Source organism: Hyphomicrobium sp. (assembly GCF_047600905.1).
Lineage (GTDB): Bacteria > Pseudomonadota > Alphaproteobacteria > Rhizobiales > Hyphomicrobiaceae > Hyphomicrobium_B.
Map to the genome: position 1 here is coordinate 1,229,497 of NZ_JASGKD010000001.1, position 20,056 is coordinate 1,249,552.

Annotated in this window: 14 protein-coding genes, 1 pseudogene and 1 riboswitch; of the genes and pseudogenes, 12 read left to right on the top strand and 3 right to left on the bottom strand. The window is 61.1% G+C overall.

Annotated features, from left to right (window positions below):
* Positions 1 to 8: 8 nt before the first annotated feature.
* Together QM780_RS06085 and QM780_RS06090 are read right to left on the bottom strand one after the other, a co-directional pair.
* Positions 9 to 3,182 (bottom strand): efflux RND transporter permease subunit, encoded by a 3,174-nt coding sequence (locus QM780_RS06085; RefSeq protein ID WP_415069589.1) that lies wholly within the window; start codon positions 3,180 to 3,182, stop codon positions 9 to 11.
* Between the two features lie 15 nt (positions 3,183 to 3,197).
* On the bottom strand, positions 3,198 to 4,385 hold the full coding sequence (locus QM780_RS06090) for an efflux RND transporter periplasmic adaptor subunit (protein ID WP_415069590.1): 1,188 nt from the start codon (positions 4,383 to 4,385) through the stop codon (positions 3,198 to 3,200).
* Positions 4,386 to 4,658: 273 nt separating this feature from the next.
* Here QM780_RS06090 and QM780_RS06095 point away from each other — a divergent pair, with 273 nt between their 5' ends.
* The 11 genes and pseudogenes from QM780_RS06095 to QM780_RS06145 all read left to right on the top strand — a co-directional run bounded on the left by QM780_RS06095 (position 4,659) and on the right by QM780_RS06145 (position 18,182).
* On the top strand, positions 4,659 to 5,297 hold the full coding sequence (locus QM780_RS06095) for a TetR/AcrR family transcriptional regulator (protein WP_415069591.1): 639 nt from the start codon (positions 4,659 to 4,661) through the stop codon (positions 5,295 to 5,297).
* 148 nt (positions 5,298 to 5,445) lie between these two features.
* Positions 5,446 to 5,554: riboswitch (guanidine-I (ykkC/yxkD leader) on the top strand.
* Between the two features lie 198 nt (positions 5,555 to 5,752).
* Positions 5,753 to 6,763 carry a putative urea ABC transporter substrate-binding protein gene (locus QM780_RS06100; protein WP_415071978.1) on the top strand — a complete coding sequence of 337 codons (1,011 nt, stop codon included), beginning with the start codon at positions 5,753 to 5,755 and terminating at the stop codon, positions 6,761 to 6,763.
* Positions 6,764 to 6,813: 50 nt separating this feature from the next.
* The gene (locus QM780_RS06105) at positions 6,814 to 7,632 is read left to right on the top strand and encodes an ABC transporter permease (RefSeq protein WP_415069592.1); all 819 of its coding nucleotides are present in this window, start codon (positions 6,814 to 6,816) and stop codon (positions 7,630 to 7,632) included.
* Positions 7,629 to 8,453, top strand: a complete 825-nt coding sequence (locus QM780_RS06110; RefSeq protein WP_415069593.1) for an ABC transporter ATP-binding protein — start codon at positions 7,629 to 7,631, stop codon at positions 8,451 to 8,453. Before QM780_RS06105 ends, QM780_RS06110 begins: the two co-directional genes overlap by 4 nt.
* Positions 8,454 to 8,555: 102 nt before the next feature.
* The gene (locus tag QM780_RS06115; protein ID WP_415069594.1) at positions 8,556 to 9,287 is read left to right on the top strand and encodes an urea amidolyase associated protein UAAP1; all 732 of its coding nucleotides are present in this window, start codon (positions 8,556 to 8,558) and stop codon (positions 9,285 to 9,287) included.
* Positions 9,287 to 9,934, top strand: coding sequence for an urea amidolyase associated protein UAAP2 (locus tag QM780_RS06120; protein ID WP_415069595.1), 648 nt, complete (start codon positions 9,287 to 9,289; stop codon positions 9,932 to 9,934). The genes QM780_RS06115 and QM780_RS06120 overlap by 1 nt, the downstream gene beginning before the upstream one ends.
* Before the next feature lie 5 nt (positions 9,935 to 9,939).
* Positions 9,940 to 13,560 carry an urea carboxylase gene (gene uca, locus QM780_RS06125; protein WP_415069596.1) on the top strand — a complete coding sequence of 1,207 codons (3,621 nt, stop codon included), beginning with the start codon at positions 9,940 to 9,942 and terminating at the stop codon, positions 13,558 to 13,560.
* Positions 13,557 to 15,341: an allophanate hydrolase gene (atzF, locus tag QM780_RS06130; protein ID WP_415069597.1), complete on the top strand. Its 1,785-nt coding sequence runs from the start codon at positions 13,557 to 13,559 to the stop codon at positions 15,339 to 15,341. Before uca ends, atzF begins: the two co-directional genes overlap by 4 nt.
* 178 nt (positions 15,342 to 15,519) lie before the next feature.
* Positions 15,520 to 16,338 carry a quinoprotein dehydrogenase-associated SoxYZ-like carrier gene (locus QM780_RS06135; protein ID WP_415069598.1) on the top strand — a complete coding sequence of 273 codons (819 nt, stop codon included), beginning with the start codon at positions 15,520 to 15,522 and terminating at the stop codon, positions 16,336 to 16,338.
* 18 nt (positions 16,339 to 16,356) lie between these two features.
* A pseudogene (gene soxC / locus QM780_RS06140) lies at positions 16,357 to 17,650 on the top strand (sulfite dehydrogenase).
* Positions 17,637 to 18,182 (top strand): c-type cytochrome, encoded by a 546-nt coding sequence (locus QM780_RS06145; protein WP_415069599.1) that lies wholly within the window; start codon positions 17,637 to 17,639, stop codon positions 18,180 to 18,182. The pseudogene soxC and the gene QM780_RS06145 overlap by 14 nt, the downstream one beginning before the upstream one ends.
* Before the next feature lie 9 nt (positions 18,183 to 18,191).
* Here the strand turns inward: QM780_RS06145 and QM780_RS06150 are convergent, their stop codons facing one another.
* Positions 18,192 to 19,022 carry a hypothetical protein gene (locus QM780_RS06150; RefSeq protein WP_415069600.1) on the bottom strand — a complete coding sequence of 277 codons (831 nt, stop codon included), beginning with the start codon at positions 19,020 to 19,022 and terminating at the stop codon, positions 18,192 to 18,194.
* Between the two features lie 219 nt (positions 19,023 to 19,241).
* Between QM780_RS06150 and QM780_RS06155 the strand changes: the two genes are divergently transcribed.
* Entirely contained in the window at positions 19,242 to 19,928 is a 687-nt protein-coding gene (locus QM780_RS06155) for a class I SAM-dependent methyltransferase (RefSeq protein ID WP_415069601.1), read from the top strand.
* Positions 19,929 to 20,056 lie beyond the last annotated feature (128 nt).

The window sequence follows — 20,056 nt, forward strand, 5'->3', positions numbered from 1 at the left end:
CCAGCGTTTTATTCGGCCGGGTGTACCGGAGTTTCGGAGTGCTCCTCCGGCCGGCGGCGACCGAGGCCAGAGAGCCAACGGCAGACGACGTAGAAAACCGGCGTGAAGATCAGACCGAAAAACGTCACGCCGATCATGCCCGAGAACACCGCGGTGCCTAGGGCTTGGCGCAGTTCGGCGCCGGCGCCGACGGCCCAGACAAGGGGAACGACGCCCAGAATGAACGCCAGCGACGTCATGATGATCGGCCGCATTCGTATGTGCGCGGCTTCGGTCGCGGCTTCGAATCGGTTTCGGCCCTGAGCCTCAAGCTGTTCGGCGAATTCGACGATCAGAATGGCGTTCTTGGCGGCGAGGCCGATGAGCACGATGAAGCCGACCTGAGTCAGGATGTTGTTGTCTAGCCCCCGGATGATGACGCCCGAGATCGAGGCGATCAAACTCATTGGCACGATCAGAATGACAGCGAGGGGCAGCGTCAGGCTTTCAAACTGCGCGGCAAGCACAAGGAAGACGAACACGACGCCGAGGGCAAACGCGAAGGCGGCGGTATTGCCGGCGCGGATTTGCTGGAAAGCGAGATCGGTCCACTCGTAACTGAATCCGGGCGGCAGCGTCTGGTCGGCCATCTTCTCCATGATGTCGATGGCTTGGCCCTGCGAATAACCTGGTGCGGCCGAGCCATCGAGTTCGGCTGCCGGATACAGGTTGTAGCGGGGGACGCGAGACGGTCCGGAGACGTCGCTGACGGTGACGAACGATCCAAGCGGAACGGTATCGCCGTTGTTGTTGCGGACGCGGATGTTGAGCGCGTCCTGCGCGGTCAGGCGAAAGCCCCCTTCGGCCTGCGCGGTGACGCGGAATGTGCGCCCGAGGATGTTGAAGTCGTTGACGTACAGCGACCCAAGATACGTTTGCAGCGAAGAGAAGACGTCGGGTATGGCGATGCCCAGCATCTCGGCCTTCACACGATCGATATTGAGATAGAGCTGTGGCGTCGACGTCTCGAACAACGAGAAGACTTGCCGGACGCCCGGCGTCTGCGCGGCTTTTCCCATCATCCCATTGACCGCCTGCTGCAGGGCTTGCGAACCCGCGCCGCTGCGGTCTTCGACCATCATTCGGAAACCGCCTGAGTTGCCGAGACCGCGAACGGGGGGCGGGGCGACAACAAGAACGAGGCCATCCTGAATGGCGGAGAACTTTTTCAGAAGCTCATTTCGGATCGCGCCCGCTGACAGCGTCGGGTCGGAGCCGCGTTCCTCGAAGGGCTTCAGAACGACAAATACGGCGCCCGCGTTCGAAGCGTTGACGCGCGTCGCGCCCGAGAAGCCGACGATGCTGACTGCGTGGGCAACGCCCGGAACCGTCAATGCCAGATCGACGATACGCCGGTTGACGGCGTCGGTGCGGGCGAGAGATGCCGCTGGCGGAAGCTGGACAACCGTAATCAAATAGCCGCCATCCTGATCGGGAATGAAGCCGACCGGCGTCTTGCGGAATTCGTTGAGGCCGAACGTGATCAAGCCCGCATAGATGATGAGCATGATGGCCGCGAAGCGGACCGCCTTGCCGGCAACCCAGCCGTAGCCATGCGAGAGCTTATCGAAGCTCCAGTTAAACGCGCCGAAGAAGGCCCGGATCGGCCAAGTCAAAATGCTCGGACGATGGTTCTCGGAATGCGGCTTCAAAAGAAGGGCACAGAGCGCCGGTGACAGTGTCAACGACACGATGAGCGAAATCACCGTGGCGCCGGCGATGGTCAGAGCGAACTGGCGATAGAACTGGCCGGAAATGCCGGTGATGAAGGCGGACGGCACGAACACCGCGCTGAGGACGAGCGCGATTGCGATGAGGGCCGTGCCGACCTCTTCCATGGTCCGATAGGCGGCTTCCCTCGGACTCAAGCCGTTGGCCATGTTGCGTTCGACGTTTTCGACGACGACGATCGCGTCGTCGACGACAATGCCGATGGCGAGCACCAATCCGAACAGCGACAGGTTGTTCAGAGAAAACCCGAACAGCGCCATCAGGAAGAACGTGCCGATGAGCGACACCGGAATGGCGACGATTGGAATGATGGCCGCGCGCCATGTCTGCAGGAACAGAATGACGACCACGACAACGAGCACGATCGCTTCCAGGATCGTGTGAACGACGGCATTGACCGACTGCTGGATGAAGTCCGTCGGGTTGTAGACGATGGTGTATTCGAGGCCCGGCGGGAAATCCTTCGAGATGTTCTTCATCTCGTCTTCGATCTTCTTCGCCGTGTCGATGGCGTTGGAACCGGGAAGCTGGAAGATGCCGAGGCCGACGGCTGCCTGCTTATCGAGGTATGAGTTGATGCCATAGTCGAGGCCGGCGAGTTCGACACGCGCGATATCCCTGACGCGCACGACCGAATTGCTCGACTGCTTGACGATGATGTTGCCGAATTCCTTGGGATCGATCAAACGGCCCAAGGTCTGCACGGTGATCTGGAAAGCCCCGGGTTTCGGTAATGGTGGCTGACCCAAGACGCCGGCAGCGACCTGAACGTTCTGGCCGCGCAGCGCGGTGACGACATCGTCGGATGTCAGGCCGAGCGATTGGAGCCGGTCGGGATCGAGCCAAACGCGCATCGAATAATCGCGGCCGCCGAACACCGTCACGGAGCCGACGCCCTGGATGCGCGTCAACTGGTCGATGACGTTGACGTTGGCGTAGTTCGATATGAAGAGCGTGTCGCGCGAGTTGTCGGGCGACAGCAAGTGCACGACCATCATCAGATCGGGTGACGCCTTCGCCACCGTCACGCCGATATTGCGCACGTCGGCGGGCAAGCGCGGCAGCGCGATCTGGACGCGGTTTTGAACCTGGACCTGCGCGATATCGAGATTGGTTCCGATGTCGAACGTAACGGCGATCGTAAATCGACCGTCGTTGGTCGAGTTCGACGTAATGAACAGCATGTGTTCGACGCCGTTGATTTGCTGTTCGAGCGGCGTTGCGACCGTGGCTGCAACAATATCGGCGCTGGCGCCGGGATATTGTCCGGTCACGTTGACGACGGGCGGCGCGATATCGGGATATTGCGCGATCGGCAAGCGGCTGACGGAGACCGCGCCGATGATCACGAACACGATCGAGATGACGGCCGCAAAGATAGGCCGGTCGATAAAGAAGTGCGAGAGACGCATTGGACGGTCCGTCTGTTAGTTGGTCCGGACCGCAGGGTCCTTCGAAGATGTCGAATCGGCGGTCGCCTGTTGCGGCGTTACTTTCGAGCCAGGGCGGACACGCATCAGGCCGTTGACGACGATCGTGTCGTCGGCGGTGAGCCCGGCTGTAATCACGCGCATGCCGTCGATGACCGGACCAAGCGTCACGTACGCCGGTTTGGCTACGTTATCCTTGTCGATCGTGTAGACGAATTTACGAACCTGCTCGGTGCCGATGGCATCGTCGGGAACGAGCAGCGCTTCAGCGGGCTTATGAGCCGCGATGCGGATGCGGCCGAACATGCCGGGCGTCAAGCGGCCGTCGGCATTGTCGAAGACAGCGCGGGCCCGGATTGTGCCCGATGAGGTGTTGATGGCGTTGTCGACAAAATCGATGCGGCCGCGATGCGTGAAATCTTTTTCGTCGATCAGCTTCAGTTCGGCCTGCAGGCCAAGACCGCGATCGATGCTGTCGGCCTGCTTTTCCGACGCGGCGTTCAAATAGCGAAGATAAGATCCCTCATCCATCGTGAACTCGAAGCGGATCGGATCGATCGAAACGATCGTGGCAAGCAGCGTGGTGTTCCCCGTCGTGCCGCCAGTGACGAGGTTGCCGATCGACACGCGACGATCGCCGATGCGGCCCGCAATCGGCGCGGTCAGGTCGGTGAATTCGAGATCGAGCTCGGACTGTCGTGTGGAGGCCTGGGCCGCCGTAACATTGGCCTGTGCGACGCGCTCCGCCTGTATGCGCTGGTCGAGCGTCTGTTGGGTTATGACCGTTCCGACTGGCAAATTCCTGCTGCGCTCAAGATCGCTTTGAGCGAAAGCGAGATTGGCTTTGCCCTGTTCGATCGATGCCTTCGCCTGATCGAGCGCCGCCTGGAACGGCCGACGGTCGATGGTGAAGAGAGGATCGCCGACCTTGACCATCTGGCCGTCGGTAAAACGGATCTTGTCGAGATAACCGGAAACGCGCGCCCTCACCTCGACGAAGTCGAGCGCAACAAACCGGCCGACATACTCGTCATAGTCGGTGACGACTTTTTTGATCGGCTTGGCGACCGTCACCTGCGGCGGAGGCGGCGGCGCAGCGGAGGCAGACTTCTGCTCGCTGCATCCGGCGAGCCCGACAGCCAGGAGAAGCAAGGCCGCAACGGCGGCGATGGATCGTTGGAACACGCCTTCTTTCTCCATCCTGATTGGCCTCTTGCCAACGTCATCGCGGACTGCGATGGCGTTGCCAGCACCAATACTCCGTTTTTTGAGCGTCATCCGCCTGACTTGCGAACCGGTCCCATTTCTGTTTCGGCTCTTCGGCATAGGCTCGATCGTCAGCTCGTCAAAGACGAAACGCCGAATGACACAGGCGACCAGTCGTGGTAGCGAGCCGTATAGAGAGGTTACCGATCGGTAACAACTGCTAGCTGCCGCTAACTATTCCGTCAAGAGGCGATGGGTACAACGCTCGACAAGGACGTGCGCAATTTCAGCGACTTGCGCGAAAGGATCAGCGACAGCCTGTCCGGCAAGCCACCCCGCGAGCGAATTTTGGTCGCGGCGGCCGAGCTTTTTTATCGCTTCGGCGTGCACCCCGTCGGCGTCGAAGCGATCGCGGAGACCGCCCTCACGAACAAGATGACGCTCTATCGGCACTTCCGCTCCAAGGATGACCTCATCGTCGCCTACGTGCAGCAATTCGCGAACGAAAGCCTCGAAACTCTCAATCGGCTGTTGGGCGAGGACTGCGGAACGCCGGAGCAAAAACTCGCTGCGTGGGTCGATCACGTCGACGATGTGATCACCAACAAATACGAGCGTGGTTGTGCGCTCGCGAATGCGGCCGTCGAACTCGACTCCAATCACCCGGCACGCGCGATCATCGAAGCCTACAAGCGGCGCAAACATGACCTTCTCGTCGACGCCTTCCGGGCCGCGCGCTATCGCGAACCCGAGCGATTGGCGGATGAAGTTTTTTTATTGTTCGAAGGCGCCCGCATCAGCCTGCAGTGCGGCGGCAAGGGACCAGCATCGCGGCTCGTTTCGATGCTGCGCGGCATGCTTGCTGCCGGTCCGCGCGTCGCGGCGGATTGAACGCATTCGCGCGTAACGAAAACCCGGCACGCACTGCCCATGGAATAGGCGCTGCGCACAAGGTGTCGGCAACTTCGGCGCATTCAACGGGAAAAAAGCTGTGATTTCTCCGCGCTCGGGCAATGGCACGCGGCGTGCATTGCCTCAGGCATAACGCCTCTAGGGTTCCGGCTTCCCAAGCGTCAGGTCCGAGAGAGGCTCTCCCGTTTTGCGAACGACGCAAGGCGGAGCCACGGCGGGATAAAAGCCCGGGAGACCTACACCGCGAGTTGCCTCGGCTCTCGAACGGACAGGCCTCCCTCTGCGCATGCTTCCCGCGCGTATTCGAGGACCCCACCGTTCGCTGTCTCGATGTTCCTCGCGGTCCGATTGAGTGGACAGGACAAGGACAGGGGTTAGCGATGGGCTCTTCCGTCAAGACGATACTGAAAGCTGTAATTGGCGCCGCGGCCGTGATGGGGCTTGCCCTGTCGTCCGCTGACGCAGCCGAGAAAAAAGACTTCAAGGTCGCCTGGTCGATCTATGTCGGCTGGATGCCGTGGGGATATGCTGCAGACTCCGGCATCGTGAAAAAATGGGCCGACAAATACGGCATCAACATCGAGGTCAAACAGTTCAACGACTACGTTGAATCGATCAACCAATACACTGCCGGCTCGTTCGACGCGGTGACCGTGACGAACATGGATGCGCTTTCCATTCCGGCGGCGGGCGGCGTCGACACGACGGCTGTCATCGTCGGCGACTTCTCGAACGGCAATGACGCCATCATCCTGAAGAACAAAGACAAGCTTGCCGACATCAAAGGCCAGAACGTCAATCTCGTCGAATTCTCCGTCTCGCACTACCTGCTCGCCCGCGCGCTGCCGACGGTCGGCCTCGCCGAGAAGGACCTGAAGGTCGTCAATACGTCCGACGCCGACATGGCCGCCGTCTACAAGACGCAAGACGTCACGGCGGTCGTGACCTGGAAGCCGATCGTCTCGACGATCCTTGAATCGCCCGATGCGCATAAGGTTTTCGACAGCTCGCAAATTCCCGGCGAGATCATCGACCTCATGGTCGTGAATACGAACGTTCTCAAGGACAATCCGAAGTTCGCGAAGGCTCTTGCCGGCATCTGGTATGAGACGCTTGCGACGATGAAGGACGGCACGGCTTCGAAGGAGGCCATGGCCAAGGCGTCGGGCACCGATCTCAAAGGCTTCGACGAGCAGCTCGCAACCACCAAGCTATTCTCGGATCCCAAGGACGCTGTCGCCTTCACCACCAGCGGAGATCTGAAGAAGACGACGGAACTCGTTTCGAAGTTCCTGTTCGAGAAATCGCTGCTCGGCAAGGACGCGAAATCGGAAGGCGCGATCGGCGTCGAATTTCCGGACAAAACCGTCTTTGGCGACACCGGCAACGTCAAGTTCCGCTACGACGCGACGTACATGAAGGAAGCCGCGGACGGCAAGCTCTGAGTTCGTCCCGGCTTCTCATCATCGAAACGATCGCAGGAAGGCGAAACGCGATGCGCGCAATCAATTATCGTCCCGACCGAACGTGGCGCTACACGCTCGCTTTCCTGCCATTCGTTCTTCTCTGCCTCGCCTACGTTATGGGCTCGGGCATCCGGCTGGCGGAAAATCCGAACGATAAGCTTCTGCCGAGTTTTTCGAAAATGGGCGAGGCTATCGAGGCCTATGCGTTGCAGCCCGATGCCCGAACCGGAGACTATCTGCTCTGGGAAGACACGACTGCGAGCTTGACGCGGCTCGTCACGGGCCTCGCGATTTCGACGATCATCGCGCTCGTTCTCGGCATCGTGCTTGGCTTGCTGCCGGTGGCGGGAGCGACCTTCGGGCCAGTGATCGCGGTGCTATCAATGGTGCCGCCGCTGGCGTTGCTGCCGATCCTATTCATCGTCATGGGGCTAGGCGAAGCGTCGAAAATCACGCTGATCGTCGTCGGCACGTCGCTGAAGCTCATTCGCGATATCGCGCTTCGGGTCCAGGACATTCCGCGTGAACAGCTGATCAAGGCGCAAACGCTCGGGGCTTCGAGCATGCAGATTGCGCTGCGCGTCGTGCTGCCTCAAACGGTGCCGCGGTTGATCGATTCCGTCCGCTTCGAGATCGGACCGGCGTGGCTGTTCCTGATCGCGGCAGAAGCCATCGCCGCGGATTCCGGTCTCGGATATCGCATCTTCCTGGTGCGACGCTATCTGTCGATGGATGTGATCCTGCCCTACGTGGCCTGGATCACCCTGCTCGCCTTTCTCATGGATCTTGGTTTGCGCATCCTTCAACGCAAGGCGTTCCCCTGGTTTGCTCAGGCGAGGACGCAATGAACGCAATTGTCTTCGACAAAGTCTGGAAAGAATACGGCGACCACGTCGTACTGGAACAGATCGACCTCAACATCGCACCGCGCGCGTTCGTGGCGCTCGTCGGCCCGTCCGGATGCGGCAAGACGACATTCCTGCGCATGCTGCTGGGCGAAGAAACGCCGACACGCGGCAGCATCACGGTTGCCGGCCAACCGCTGAAGCCCGAGCCCGATTCCGATCGCGGCGTGGTATTCCAGCGCTATTCCGTGTTTCCGCATCTCACCGTGCTCGGCAACGTCATCATCGGGCGTGAGTTCGAGAAGGCCGGCGGCCTTGGCCGCCTGTTCGGGCGCAAGCGCAAGCAGGCCGAGGAAGAAGGCCGCGCACTTCTATCGGCTGTTGGCCTTTCGGGGCACGAAGACAAATATCCGGCAGCGCTTTCGGGCGGCATGCAGCAGCGGCTGGCGCTCGCTCAGGCGCTGATGCGGCGGCCGAAGATCCTGCTGCTCGATGAGCCGTTCGGCGCGCTCGATCCGGGCATTCGCGCCGACATCCACGTCCTGATGCGGAAGATCTGGAATGAATCGGAGCTGACTGTCGTGATGGTGACGCACGATCTCAGAGAAGCCTTCGAGCTCGGCACGCGCATCATTGCGTTCGAGCGGCCGCGCAACCGGCCGGAAGAAGCCGAGCGCTACGGGTCGCGTCTCTCGGCCGATATCACTCCGAGCATCAATGGGGCGTTGCTGCCCAAGGGCGCGACGATCACCAAAGACATCGAGATCTGGCCGCCAAAAGTCGCGACGTCACTGAGCCCGCCTCAGCCGACCCCGCGACCCTAAGCTTTCACGTCTCCGCGTGGGACGACCCATGGCGGCTATCGTCAACCCGGGACGACCCGGACTGAGGCGCAGGGACAACGGCGCTCTGCGTTGGGATTTGAAATGGGGAACCTCGTCTACACCGATACGCTACCCGGAGGTAAGCACTGGTCGCTGCTGATGCGGCGGAACATGCGGCTCAGGCTAACGGACGTCGAAGGCGGCGCCAATATCGGCATGCTGTTCTACAATCCGCAGAACCTGCTCGAACGCTACAATGCGCCCGATACGCTGAAGTGCCAGCACACGTTCAAGCTGACAACGGGCCATTGCCTCTATTCGGACATGGGCCGCATCTTCTGCTCGATCGTCGGCGACACGTTCGGCTGGCACGAAACGGTCTCGGGCAACACGACGAAGGCCACCGTCACGCGCAAGTGGGGCGAGAAAAGCTATCAGACCGCGCGCAACGACTGGCAGCAGAACGGTCACGACAGCTTCCTTGTCGAGGGCTCGAAGTACGGCCTGACGCGGCGGGACCTCGCCGCCAACGTCAACTGGTTCAGCAAGATCGTGGTCGCGGACGATGGGGCGACGTCGCTCGACACCACCGTCGCTAAAGCGGGGGCGCAGGTGGAACTGCGCTTCGAGATGGAAACGCTGGTCCTGTTCCATACCTGTCCGCATCCGTTCAATCCGGCGAACAGCTATCCGCGCAAAGGCGCGCAGTTCGAGATTTTCGAAGGACCGCCCGCAGCCGACGACGATCCCGCCCGCCTCTCGCGGCCCGAGAACGGCCGGGGCTTCGAAAACAACCGGATCTTTCTCGCCGGCTGCTGCGAGGAGGCGCACTGATGATCAAGGAGAGCAGCTTCAAAGATGCCGACGCGATCTATCGGCGCATCGTTCCCGCCGGCGATTATTGGATGCACGTCGTCCGCAAAGGCGAGACGTTCCGCATTCTCGATCTGGAAGGCAACCAGGCGGCCGATACGCTTTTTTTCAATGCCGATGATCCCGGCGAGCGCTATTCGGCGTCCGACACCATTCGCGAGCAGGGCAACATCTATCTGACGGCCGGAACCGTGCTGCTGTCGGATCGCTGCCGTCCGATGCTGACGATCAGCGCCGATACCGTCGGCCGTCACGATACGCTCGGGGGTGCGTGCGCCACCGAAAGCAACACGGTCCGCTATGCGCTCGAAAAGAAATCGATGCACGCCTGCCGCGACAGCTACATGCTGGCGATCGCGGAAAACGAGCAATACGGACTGTCGAAACGCGACATCGGGCACAACATCAATTTCTTCATGAACGTGCCTGTGACGCCCGATGGCGGCCTGACGTTCGAGGATGGTTTGTCGGCGCCCGGCAAATACGTCGAGATGACCGCGCATATGAACGTCATCGTACTGATCTCGAACTGCCCGCAGCTCAACAATCCGTGCAACGCCTACAATCCGACGCCGATTGAAGTGCTGATCTGGGCGAAGGGGGCGTGAGGCGCATGTTTCGCAAAGTGCTGATCGCCAATCGCGGCGCCATCGCCTGCCGCATCATCCGGACACTTGACCGGATGGGAATTCAGAGCGTCGCGGTCTATTCGGAAGCGGACCGGCATTCGATGCACGTGATGCAGGCAGGAGAGGCGGTCGCGATCGGCCCCTCCCCCGCTGCCGAAAGCTATTTGAAATACGACGCCATCCTGGAAGCTGCGAAGAAGACCGGCGCCGAAGCCATCCATCCTGGCTATGGGTTTCTTTCGGAAAATCCCGACTTCGCCGAAGCCTGCGAAAAGGCGGGCATCGCGTTCATCGGTCCGAAGCCGCAGCACATGCGGGCGTTCGGCCTGAAGCACAAGGCGCGTGAACTGGCGGAAGCGGCAAACGTCCCGCTGGCGCCAGGATCGGGTCTCATCCGCGACATCGAGCACGCGAAGGCCGAAGCCCAGCGCATCGGCTATCCGGTAATGATCAAGAGCACGGCGGGCGGCGGCGGCATCGGGTTGCAGCTCGTATCTTCTGCGGAAGAACTGACGCCGATGTATGAGCGTGTCGAACGCCTCGCCCGCAACAACTTCAAGGATGCGGGCATTTTCATCGAGAAGTATGTCGCGCGCGGGCGGCATATCGAAGTGCAGATTTTCGGCGACGGTAAGGGCAACGTCGTTTCGCTCGGCGAACGCGATTGTTCGGCGCAGCGGCGCAACCAGAAAGTCATCGAAGAGACGCCCGCTCCCAATTTGCCAGAGGCAACGCGGGCGGCGCTTTGGGACACAGCGCGCAGGCTCGGACAATCGGTCAATTACGAAAGCGCCGGCACCGTCGAATATCTCTACGACGCCGAGACGAACGAATTCTATTTCCTCGAAGTCAACACGCGCCTGCAGGTCGAGCACGGCGTGACGGAAGAAGTCGTCGGCGTCGATCTCGTCGAGTGGATGGTCCGGCAGGCGGCGGGCGAACTGCAGCTTCCCAAGCAAGAGACGATCGTGCCGAAAGGCGCTTCCATTCAGGTCCGGCTTTACGCCGAAGATCCAGGCCGCGACTTCCGCCCGAGTTCGGGCCGCCTGACGGACGTCGCGTGGCCGCCCGAGACTCGGATCGAAACATGGGTGCAGAGCGGCTCCGAAGTGTCGCCGTTCTATGACCCGATGATCGCGAAGATCATCGTCAAGGGCGCATCGCGCGGGGAAGCTCTTTCGCGACTGCAAACCTCGCTTGACGAAACTCGGATCGGCGGACTCGAAACCAACCTCGATTATTTGCGGCAGCTGTCGCGCTCGGAGGTGTTCGGCGCAGGTCAGATGCTGACGCGGACGCTACAGACCTACGTTTATAAGGCCGACACCATCGAAGTGCTGTCGCCGGGAACTCAGACGACGATCCAGGACTGGCCGGGCCGTATCGGTTATTGGGCGGTCGGCGTGCCTCCGTCCGGACCAATGGACCCGCTGTCGCATCGGCTCGTCAATCGGCTGCTCGGCAACGATGAAAACGCGGCGACGGTCGAGACGACACTCGCGGGCCCAACGCTGCGCTTCAACACCGACACGACGGTTTGCCTCGGCGGCGCCGAGCTTGCTGCAACACTCGACGGATCGCCGGTCGCCTACTGGCAGCCCTTCGCAGTGAAAACCGGGCAAGTCCTGAAGATCGGCGGCGTCAAAGGGCCGGGCGTGCGGGCGTACATCGGCGTGCGCGGCGGCATCGACGTGCCGTCGTATCTCGGCAGCAAGTCGACGTTCACGCTCGGCAAATTCGGCGGCCATGGCGGACGCGTGCTCATGACGGGCGACGTGCTGCACATCGGCAAGGATGCAGGAGCGAACCCGGCGACGAACCTCGATGCCGATCTCAAGCCGCATCTGACGCACGCGTGGGAAATCGGCGTTCTCTACGGGCCGCACGGCGCTCCGGATTTCTTCGCGCCGGAATACATCGACACGTTTTTTTCGGCCGATTGGGAAGTGCATTACAATTCCAATCCGACCGGCATCCGGCTGATCGGGCCGAAGCCCGTGTGGGCGCGGACGGATGGCGGCGAAGCGGGCCTGCATCCGAGCAACATTCACGACAATGCGTACGCCATCGGCACGATCGACTTCACCGGCGACATGCCGGTGATCCTCGGACCGGATGGGCCGTCGCTCGGCGGATTCGTCTGCCCGGCGACCATCGTACAAGCAGAGCTTTGGAAAATGGGCCAGCTGAGGCCCGGCGACAAAGTTCGTTTCGTGCGGCTGACGCCGGCCGCCGCAGCAGCGCGTCTTGCAAAGCAAAGTGCCGAACTGTCAGCATTGAAGTCCGTCGCCGCTCCGACGTTTCCGAATGACAAGTGGGGCGCCGACGATTGCGTGATCGGAGGCCGAGAGGCCTCCGGCGACAAGCCGCAAGTCGTCTACCGGCGGGCAGGCGACGCTTATATGCTGGTCGAATACGGCCCGATCATTCTCGATTTCACATTGCGATTCCGCGCGCACGCGCTGATGACGGCTCTAGAAAAAAAGAAGCTTGGCGGCATCCTAGATCTGACGCCCGGCATCCGTTCGCTTCAAATCCACTATGACGGCGCCGTGCTGCCGCTTGAAGATTTGCTGGCGGAGCTTTCGGTCATCGAAGATACGCTCAACGACCTCAGCGATATCGAAGTGCCGTCGCGCATCGTCCATCTGCCGCTATCGTGGAATGATGCGGCCGTGCAGAAGACGATCGACAAGTACATGCAGGGCGTTCGCCCCGATGCGCCGTGGTGTCCGTCGAACATCGAGTTCATCCGGCGCATCAACGGGCTTCAATCCATCGAAGAGGTGAAGCGCATCGTTTTCGAGGCGACGTATGTCGTGCTGGGGCTTGGCGACGTCTACCTCGGCGCGCCGGTTGCGACGCCGATCGACCCGCGCCATCGCCTCGTCACGACCAAGTACAATCCGGCACGCACCTGGACGCCGGACAACGTCGTCGGCATCGGCGGCGCCTACATGTGCATCTACGGCATGGAGGGGCCCGGCGGCTATCAGCTCTTCGGCCGGACCTGCCAAGTCTGGAACACCTACCGGACGACGGCGGCATTCGAAAAAGGTTCACCGTGGCTGTTGCGGTTTTTCGACCAGATCCGCTTCTACCCGGTTTCCAGCGAGGAACTTTTGACGTTCCGCGACGGCTTCCTGGAAGGCCAGGCCGGTGTCAAAATCGAGCCCACGACATTTCGCCTCAAGGACTATCATGCCTTTGTCGCCGAAAATGCCGAAACTATCGCGGCGTTCAAATCGCGCCAGCAGGCGGCTTTCGAAGCCGAGCGGGCGCGGTGGCAGCAAAGCGATCAAGAGGGTGCGCCGAGCGCTCCGGACGACGTTGACGATCTCGGCGGCGAGGCGGAGTTGCCGCCGGGAGCCACCGCGGTCGAAAGTCCGGTGCCGGGGAGTGTCTGGAAGGTCATGGTCGAGCCGGGCAAAGTCGTGAATGAGGGCGAGACGCTGATCATCGTGGAATCGATGAAAATGGAGATGGCCGTTCCGGCGCCCGCGAGCGGCATCGTTCATGAGGTGCGGTGCGCGGAGGGCAAACCCGTCGCGCTCGGCCAGACGTTGGTCATCCTGAAGGAACCGCAGGCGGAGGCGACGGCGTGATCCTATCGCTCGATATCGACAATCTCGCCGTACTTTACGAAGCGAACAAGACCACGCCCGAGGCCGTCATCGACGAGATCTATGCGCGCATCCACGCCAAGGGTGTTCACCCCGACTGGATCGCGCTTGTCGACAAGGAAGCGGCAAAGGATCGTGCGCGCCGGGCGCCGCGCGGACCGCTTTACGGCATTCCGTTCGCGGTCAAGGACAACATCGACGTCGCCGGCATGCCGACGACGTGCGCCTGCCCGGTCTTCGCCTATACGCCCGAACGGTCGGCGACGGTGGTCGAGCGTCTCGAAGCCGCCGGGGCCATCCTGATCGGGAAAACGAACCTCGATCAGTTCGCGACGGGACTCAACGGCACGCGTTCGCCATACGGCATTCCGACGAGTGTCTTTGACCCAGTTTATATATCGGGCGGTTCCAGCTCCGGATCGGCGGTCGTCGTCGCGAGCGGGCTCGTCTCTTTTTCGTTGGGCACCGATACGGCGGGCTCGGGACGGGTGCCCGCGGCATTCAACAATATCGTCGGAATGAAACCGACGAAGGGCCTGATCTCGACGCACGGCGTGGTGCCGGCGTGCAAGAGCCAGGACGTCGTCTCGATTTTCGCGCTGACCGTCGCCGACGCTGCGAAAGTTGCATCGGCGGCCGCCGGGTACGACAAGGACGATTGCTTTTCACGCGCGGACGCGCCGCCATTCGCGGTCGAGAGCGTCGGGAGGCCGCTGAAGGTCGGCGTGCCGAATTCTCCGCTTTCGTTCTTTGAGGACAGCGAGTACCGGCGGCTCTATCACCACACCATCGATCGGCTGGCGGGACTAGGTGTCGAAATCACCCCGTTCAACTACACGCCATTTCGCGATACCGCGGCGATGCTCTACGACGGCCCATGGGTTGCCGAGCGGCTCTTTGCGACCGACGATTTAGCGGAGCATGATCTCAATCCGGTCGTTGCCGGCATCATTCGTGGCGGAAGGGCGAAGACGGCCCTGCAGACATTCGAAAGCTTCTACCGTCTGGCCGAGCTTCGCCGGGCAGCGGACGCCGAGTGGAAGCGCATGGACGTCATGGTTTTGCCGACGGCGGGCACGACCTACAAGATCAACGATATGCTGGCAGATCCGGTCCGGCTCAACTCGAACCTCGGCGCCTATACGAATTTCGTCAACCTTCTCGACCTCGCGGCGCTCGCCATCCCGGCGGGTTTTCGAGACGATGGCATTCCGTTCGGCGTCACCCTGATCGGCAGGGCATTCTCGGACGGCAAGCTCGCGACGATCGGCGATGCGGTTCACCGTGCCTTGCTCGGAGCCAAGATCGGAGCCACGGAGACGGCGCTCGACGATACGGTGCGGGTCGCCGTCAGGCCGGCCAAAAAGAAGACCGTCGAGGTTGCGGTCGTCGGCGCCCACCTTTCAGGGCAGCCGCTCAACAGCCAACTGACCGAGCGCGGGGCTATCTTTCGCGAAACATCACGCACAGCGGCTGGCTACCGGCTTTATGCGCTTCCCGGCACGTCGCCGCCGAAGCCGGGCCTCGTTTACGAAGGCACGGGGCCGGGAGCCATCGAAGTTGAAATCTGGGAAATGGACGACGCCGCCTTCGGTTCGTTCGTGGCGCTCATCCCCGCACCTCTCGGAATCGGAACGCTGGTGCTCGAGGATGGTCGGCGGGTCAAAGGGTTCCTTTGCGAGAGCCACGCCATCGTCGGCGCCGAGGACATAACGGGGTTTGGCGGCTGGCGGGCGTGGCTTGGTCGGGTGGCGGTAGCCTAACCTCCACAGCGCTCTGCTCGAATTCGTAACGAACGCCTGAGGTTAGGCGTATCCGAGTGAGAGGCGTGGCTCCCCACTCGCAAAAGATGACCTGATCCCCATGTTAGTGTAGTATTATATTTCAGATTTGGCTTACGTGGCGCACAAGACCGCCTGAAAGGCGGCGAGCGAGGAAACAATGCGGAAGGCTCTAGGCGGCATTTTCGGAACGGCCGTGCTGGTCGCGGCGATGAGTTTTGGCGCGCTCGCGGAAGACGGCAGTCCGACCGTCGCCAACCCCAGCGCGTGGGACGGGATTCGAAAAGACGCGTTCGGCCAGCGCGAGATTCTCGATGGAGCGGGCAAGATCGTTCTCGAAGCTCCGGTGCGAGCCGAGGACGCCGCGACGGTTCCGATTACGGTGCGCATGCCCGCTGCTTTTGCGGCAGGCGTCAAGAGCTTGACGCTCATCATCGATCAGAACCCGTCACCGGTGGTCGCAACGTTCAACTACGGCGACGCGGCCGGAAACGGGGAGCGGATGCTTGCGACGCGCGTTCGCGTCGACCAATATTCCGACGTCCGGGCGATCGCGGAAACAAACGACAACAAGCTTTACATGACCACCGCCTTCGTCAAGGCGTCGGGCGGATGCTCGGCGCCGGCCAGCAAAGACGCTGAAGAAGCCGCCAAGACGATGGGCAAGATGCACATCAAGACCGCTGTCGCGAAAGAGGACGGCAGCGAAGTCGCACAGGTGATGCTGAAGCATCCCAATACGTCCGGCATGGCCATGGATCAGATCACACATGCCTATCCGCCGGCGCGCTTCATCGACAAGCTATCTGTGACGACCGGAGGCAAGCTGATCTTCAGCATGGAAGGCGGCATCTCGATAAGTGAAGACCCGAACTTCCGCTTCACGTATCAGGGCAATCCTTCCGACGAGATGGCCGTCAAGGCTGAGGATTCAGCCGGAACGCAATTCAGCGGCCACTCGACTCCGAGCCAGTCCTGACCAGAGAGAGTCGGCCGCATGGCCGGCAAATTCTCAGACGATGAGTTGACGCCTGTCGCGGGCGGTGGGCTGTTGCACCGCCGCCTTTTTCTCAAGGCTGGCTTAGCGCTGGCGACCGCATCGAGCGCTGCGCCGGCTCTGCGCGCCAACGAGACAGCAACAAAAACGCAAGATCCCGCCGATCCTTCGTGGCTGCACGAAACCGGCGGCCCCTTCACTACATACGGCCAACCGTCGCCTTATGAAAAATATGTCATCCGCAATATCGGGGGCAATCGCCATCCCGCGGGCGATGGCGTGTCGTGGACGCCGCTCGAAGACCTCGAGGGCATCGTAACGCCCAGCGGATTGCATTTCGAGCGTCACCATGACGGTGTGCCGGCCATCGATCCGGCGCAGCACCGCCTCGTCATTCACGGTCTCGTTCGGCAACCGCTTGAATTCAGCGTCGAGAGCCTGCTGCGCTATCCGATGCGATCGCGCTTTCTCTTTATCGAGTGCGGCGGCAACAGCAACGCCGGATGGCATGAAGAGCCTATTCAGCGACCGGTCGGCGCGTTCCATGGGCTCGTTTCGTGCTCGGAGTGGACCGGCGTTCCGCTGTCGATCCTCCTCGATGAAGCAGGCATCGACGCGAAGGCATCGTGGGTTATCACAGAGGGCGCCGACGCAGGTCTTCTGAACGTCAGCCTGCCGGTTTCCAAGCTCGTCGAGGATGCTTTCATCGGCCTTTATCAGAACGGCGAACGACTTCGGCCGGAGAACGGCTATCCGATGCGGCTGATCGTGCCGGGGTGGGAAGGAATAACCAACGTCAAATGGCTTCGGCGCCTGCACGTGACCGACGAGCCGTCGATGACCCGCAACGAAACGGCGAAGTACACGGATCTGCTGCCGTCGGGCAAGGCGCGGATGTTCACGTTCGTCATGGACGCCAAGTCGCTCATCACGTCGCCGTCGCCGGGACAGAAAATGTACGGCCCGGACGTCTATGAAATTCGCGGGCTGGCGTGGAGCGGGCGCGGCAAAATCGCGAAGGTCGAAGTTTCGGCGGACGGCGGCAAATCATGGGCGGACTTCTCATCTTGAAGACCCCGTCATGGCGCAATGCTTCACCCGCTTTCGCAGCCCGTGGAAGTGGGACGGCAAACCGACAATCCTCAAAAGCCGAGCGACGGACGAGACCGGATACGTCCAGCCGGAGCGCGACGTTCTGGTGAAGGAACGCGGCCGCAATGGCTATTTCCATTACAACGCCATCGTCTGCTGGGCGATCGATGAAGACGGCGAGATCACGCATGTCTACGCTTAGGCAGTTCGCGCTGGTGTTGGGGATTGCCGCGCCATTCGGAATGGCAACGGCGGCGGAGCATAGCGGCAACTCTCCGCAGCTCGGACGTCCCATGACGGCAAGCGAAGTCGCGAAGTGGGATCGCACGATTTTCCCCGACGGACGCGGACTTCCATCCGGAAGCGGAACCGCCAAAGACGGCCGCGCGCTCTATCTGGAAAAATGCGCGAGCTGCCATGGCGACCACGGTGAAGGCGCGACAGCGGAAGACCTGATCGGTGGGCCGAAGCCTCCGACGGCGGACGACCCGAACAAAGCCATCGGCTCCTATTGGCCGTTCGCAACGACGATTTTCGACTTCATCTCTCGCAGCATGCCGCCCGCGGCGCCCGGCTCTCTGTCGGCCGATCAGACGTATGAGCTTACCGCCTATCTGCTGGCGGCAAACAGGGTGGTCGGCGAAAGCGATCCGATGACCGCCGAAACCCTTCCCAAAGTCAAAATGCCGAACCGCGACGGCTTTATCTGGATCGACGTCAAGAAAAAGAAATGAGCATGGCAATCAGGGCAGCGCCGTATCGTAGCTGAACCGCTTGGCGACCCAATCCAGCATCTCGCCGAGTTGCGGCCTGATCGATCTCAGGTAGGCGATCCGCTGGGGGTCGTTTTTATATACGTTCAGCGATCGGGTATCGATGCCGCGCAAGCCGTGCATTGCAGATTCGGCCTTGCCTGACGGCTTGAAGACTGAGGCGAGTTCGCTGGCCGAGGATGCGACTTCGAGGCCGAGTTCATTGGCGAGTTTTTTCTGAACGCCCGCGGCATCACCTGCCAAGTCTTCGTAGCGGATAATGCAAAAATTTTGTCTGCCATCTTCGAGCGCTGCTCGCAGCGCCGACATTTCACCGAGCCAACGCGCGACGTCGATATGATAGACGTGCGCGCTCGTTGGATTGTGGCTGGTCAGAACATCGAATGGATGCCGGATCGCGTAGGCGATCTTAATGCGAGCGGGAATCTGGGACAGTCGTTCAAACGAGACATTGTTGCGTTTCAAAACGAGCGTCCGCCCGGTCGTTGTCAGCTGTGCGAATAGCTCGACCGGAACTTCCTTGGCGACGACGCAAGTGTCCTTGAACGTCGACATCAGCCCCGTCAACAACCACGTACCCGAGCGGCCGCATCCCATGACGAAAATACGATCAATCGGCCGATGCCCGTCGATTCGATCGAGGCGGCCTTCAAGAGCGCCGGCATCGACGAATGCCGTCACATCCTTCTTCTTTACACGAAAGCTCAAAGGCTGAAGGCGTGCGTCGCCAGACGTGTGAAACCGCATCGCGCCAAAGTACATTAGCCCCCGTGCGATGAGTGGATTGCTCCACGCCGCCATCCATCCTCCGATGATTTGCTCTCCGTCAAAAACTTGATCCTAGTGTCATAAACGAGGCAAGCGTCGGGCGCTCCAGCAGCATAGGCGACGGCGCGACACAATATTTATTTCGCTCCCAAGATCAGCAAGATAGTCTATGTTGCGAGGATGGATGCCTGCTGCAATCGCATGCCGTAAGTCAATCCGATAACTGTATGTCAGTGGCGCAGGATGATCCGAATGGGGGTAATTACGCTTCGCGGCGTCTTGAAACGCCTGTCCAACGCCAAGGGCGCTGCAGCCGGCAAGTATACGGACCTTGTGCTCGATGAAAAAGCCATCGCGCGGGGCGATTACAAACAGCATCTCGGCGGAGGTAGCGAAGGGTGGGATGCGCGTGGGCGCTTCCAACTCGAACTGCTGCGGGCGGGTGGCCTGCAAACGTCTTCCAATCTGCTCGACATCGGCTGTGGCCCGTTGCGCGCAGGGGTCCATTTCATCCGCTATCTCGATGCCGGCCATTACTATGGCTTCGATTACAATCCGTCGTTCGTCTCAGCGGGCCAGCGCTTGATTGCCGAAAACAGTCTCGAAGAAAAGCGGCCGACGATCGTCGCACTCGCGAATTTCGAGCTGAAGACCATCGACCGGATATTCGACCACGCCATCGCCTTTTCGGTGCTCAATCATTGCAACGAAGCACAGCGGAGCATGTTCTTCGCCAACATCGGACGTTGCTTGGCGCCAGCCGCCAAACTTTTCATTTCGCATGCCAATTGGCTTAAGGAGGAGGATCTCGGCCCGGCCCGGCTTGCGATCCTGCGCCGCTTTGAGGCGGCCGATCTCAATCTCGGCCAGTACGGCTGGCCGCCGGAGGAGCAGCGTTCGGTCTGCCCCATCTATGAGCTTGGCCGGCTTCCGGATTGAGGAACGAGCTTCCGCGGCCTGTGGCGCCAGCTGTCCGCGTCTCGGTGAACGACCCGGAAAGAATCTGTCACAATTCTCTTTTTGCAGGAATTGTATCGACTTCGACGTCGTTCGCGGCCGCAAACAAC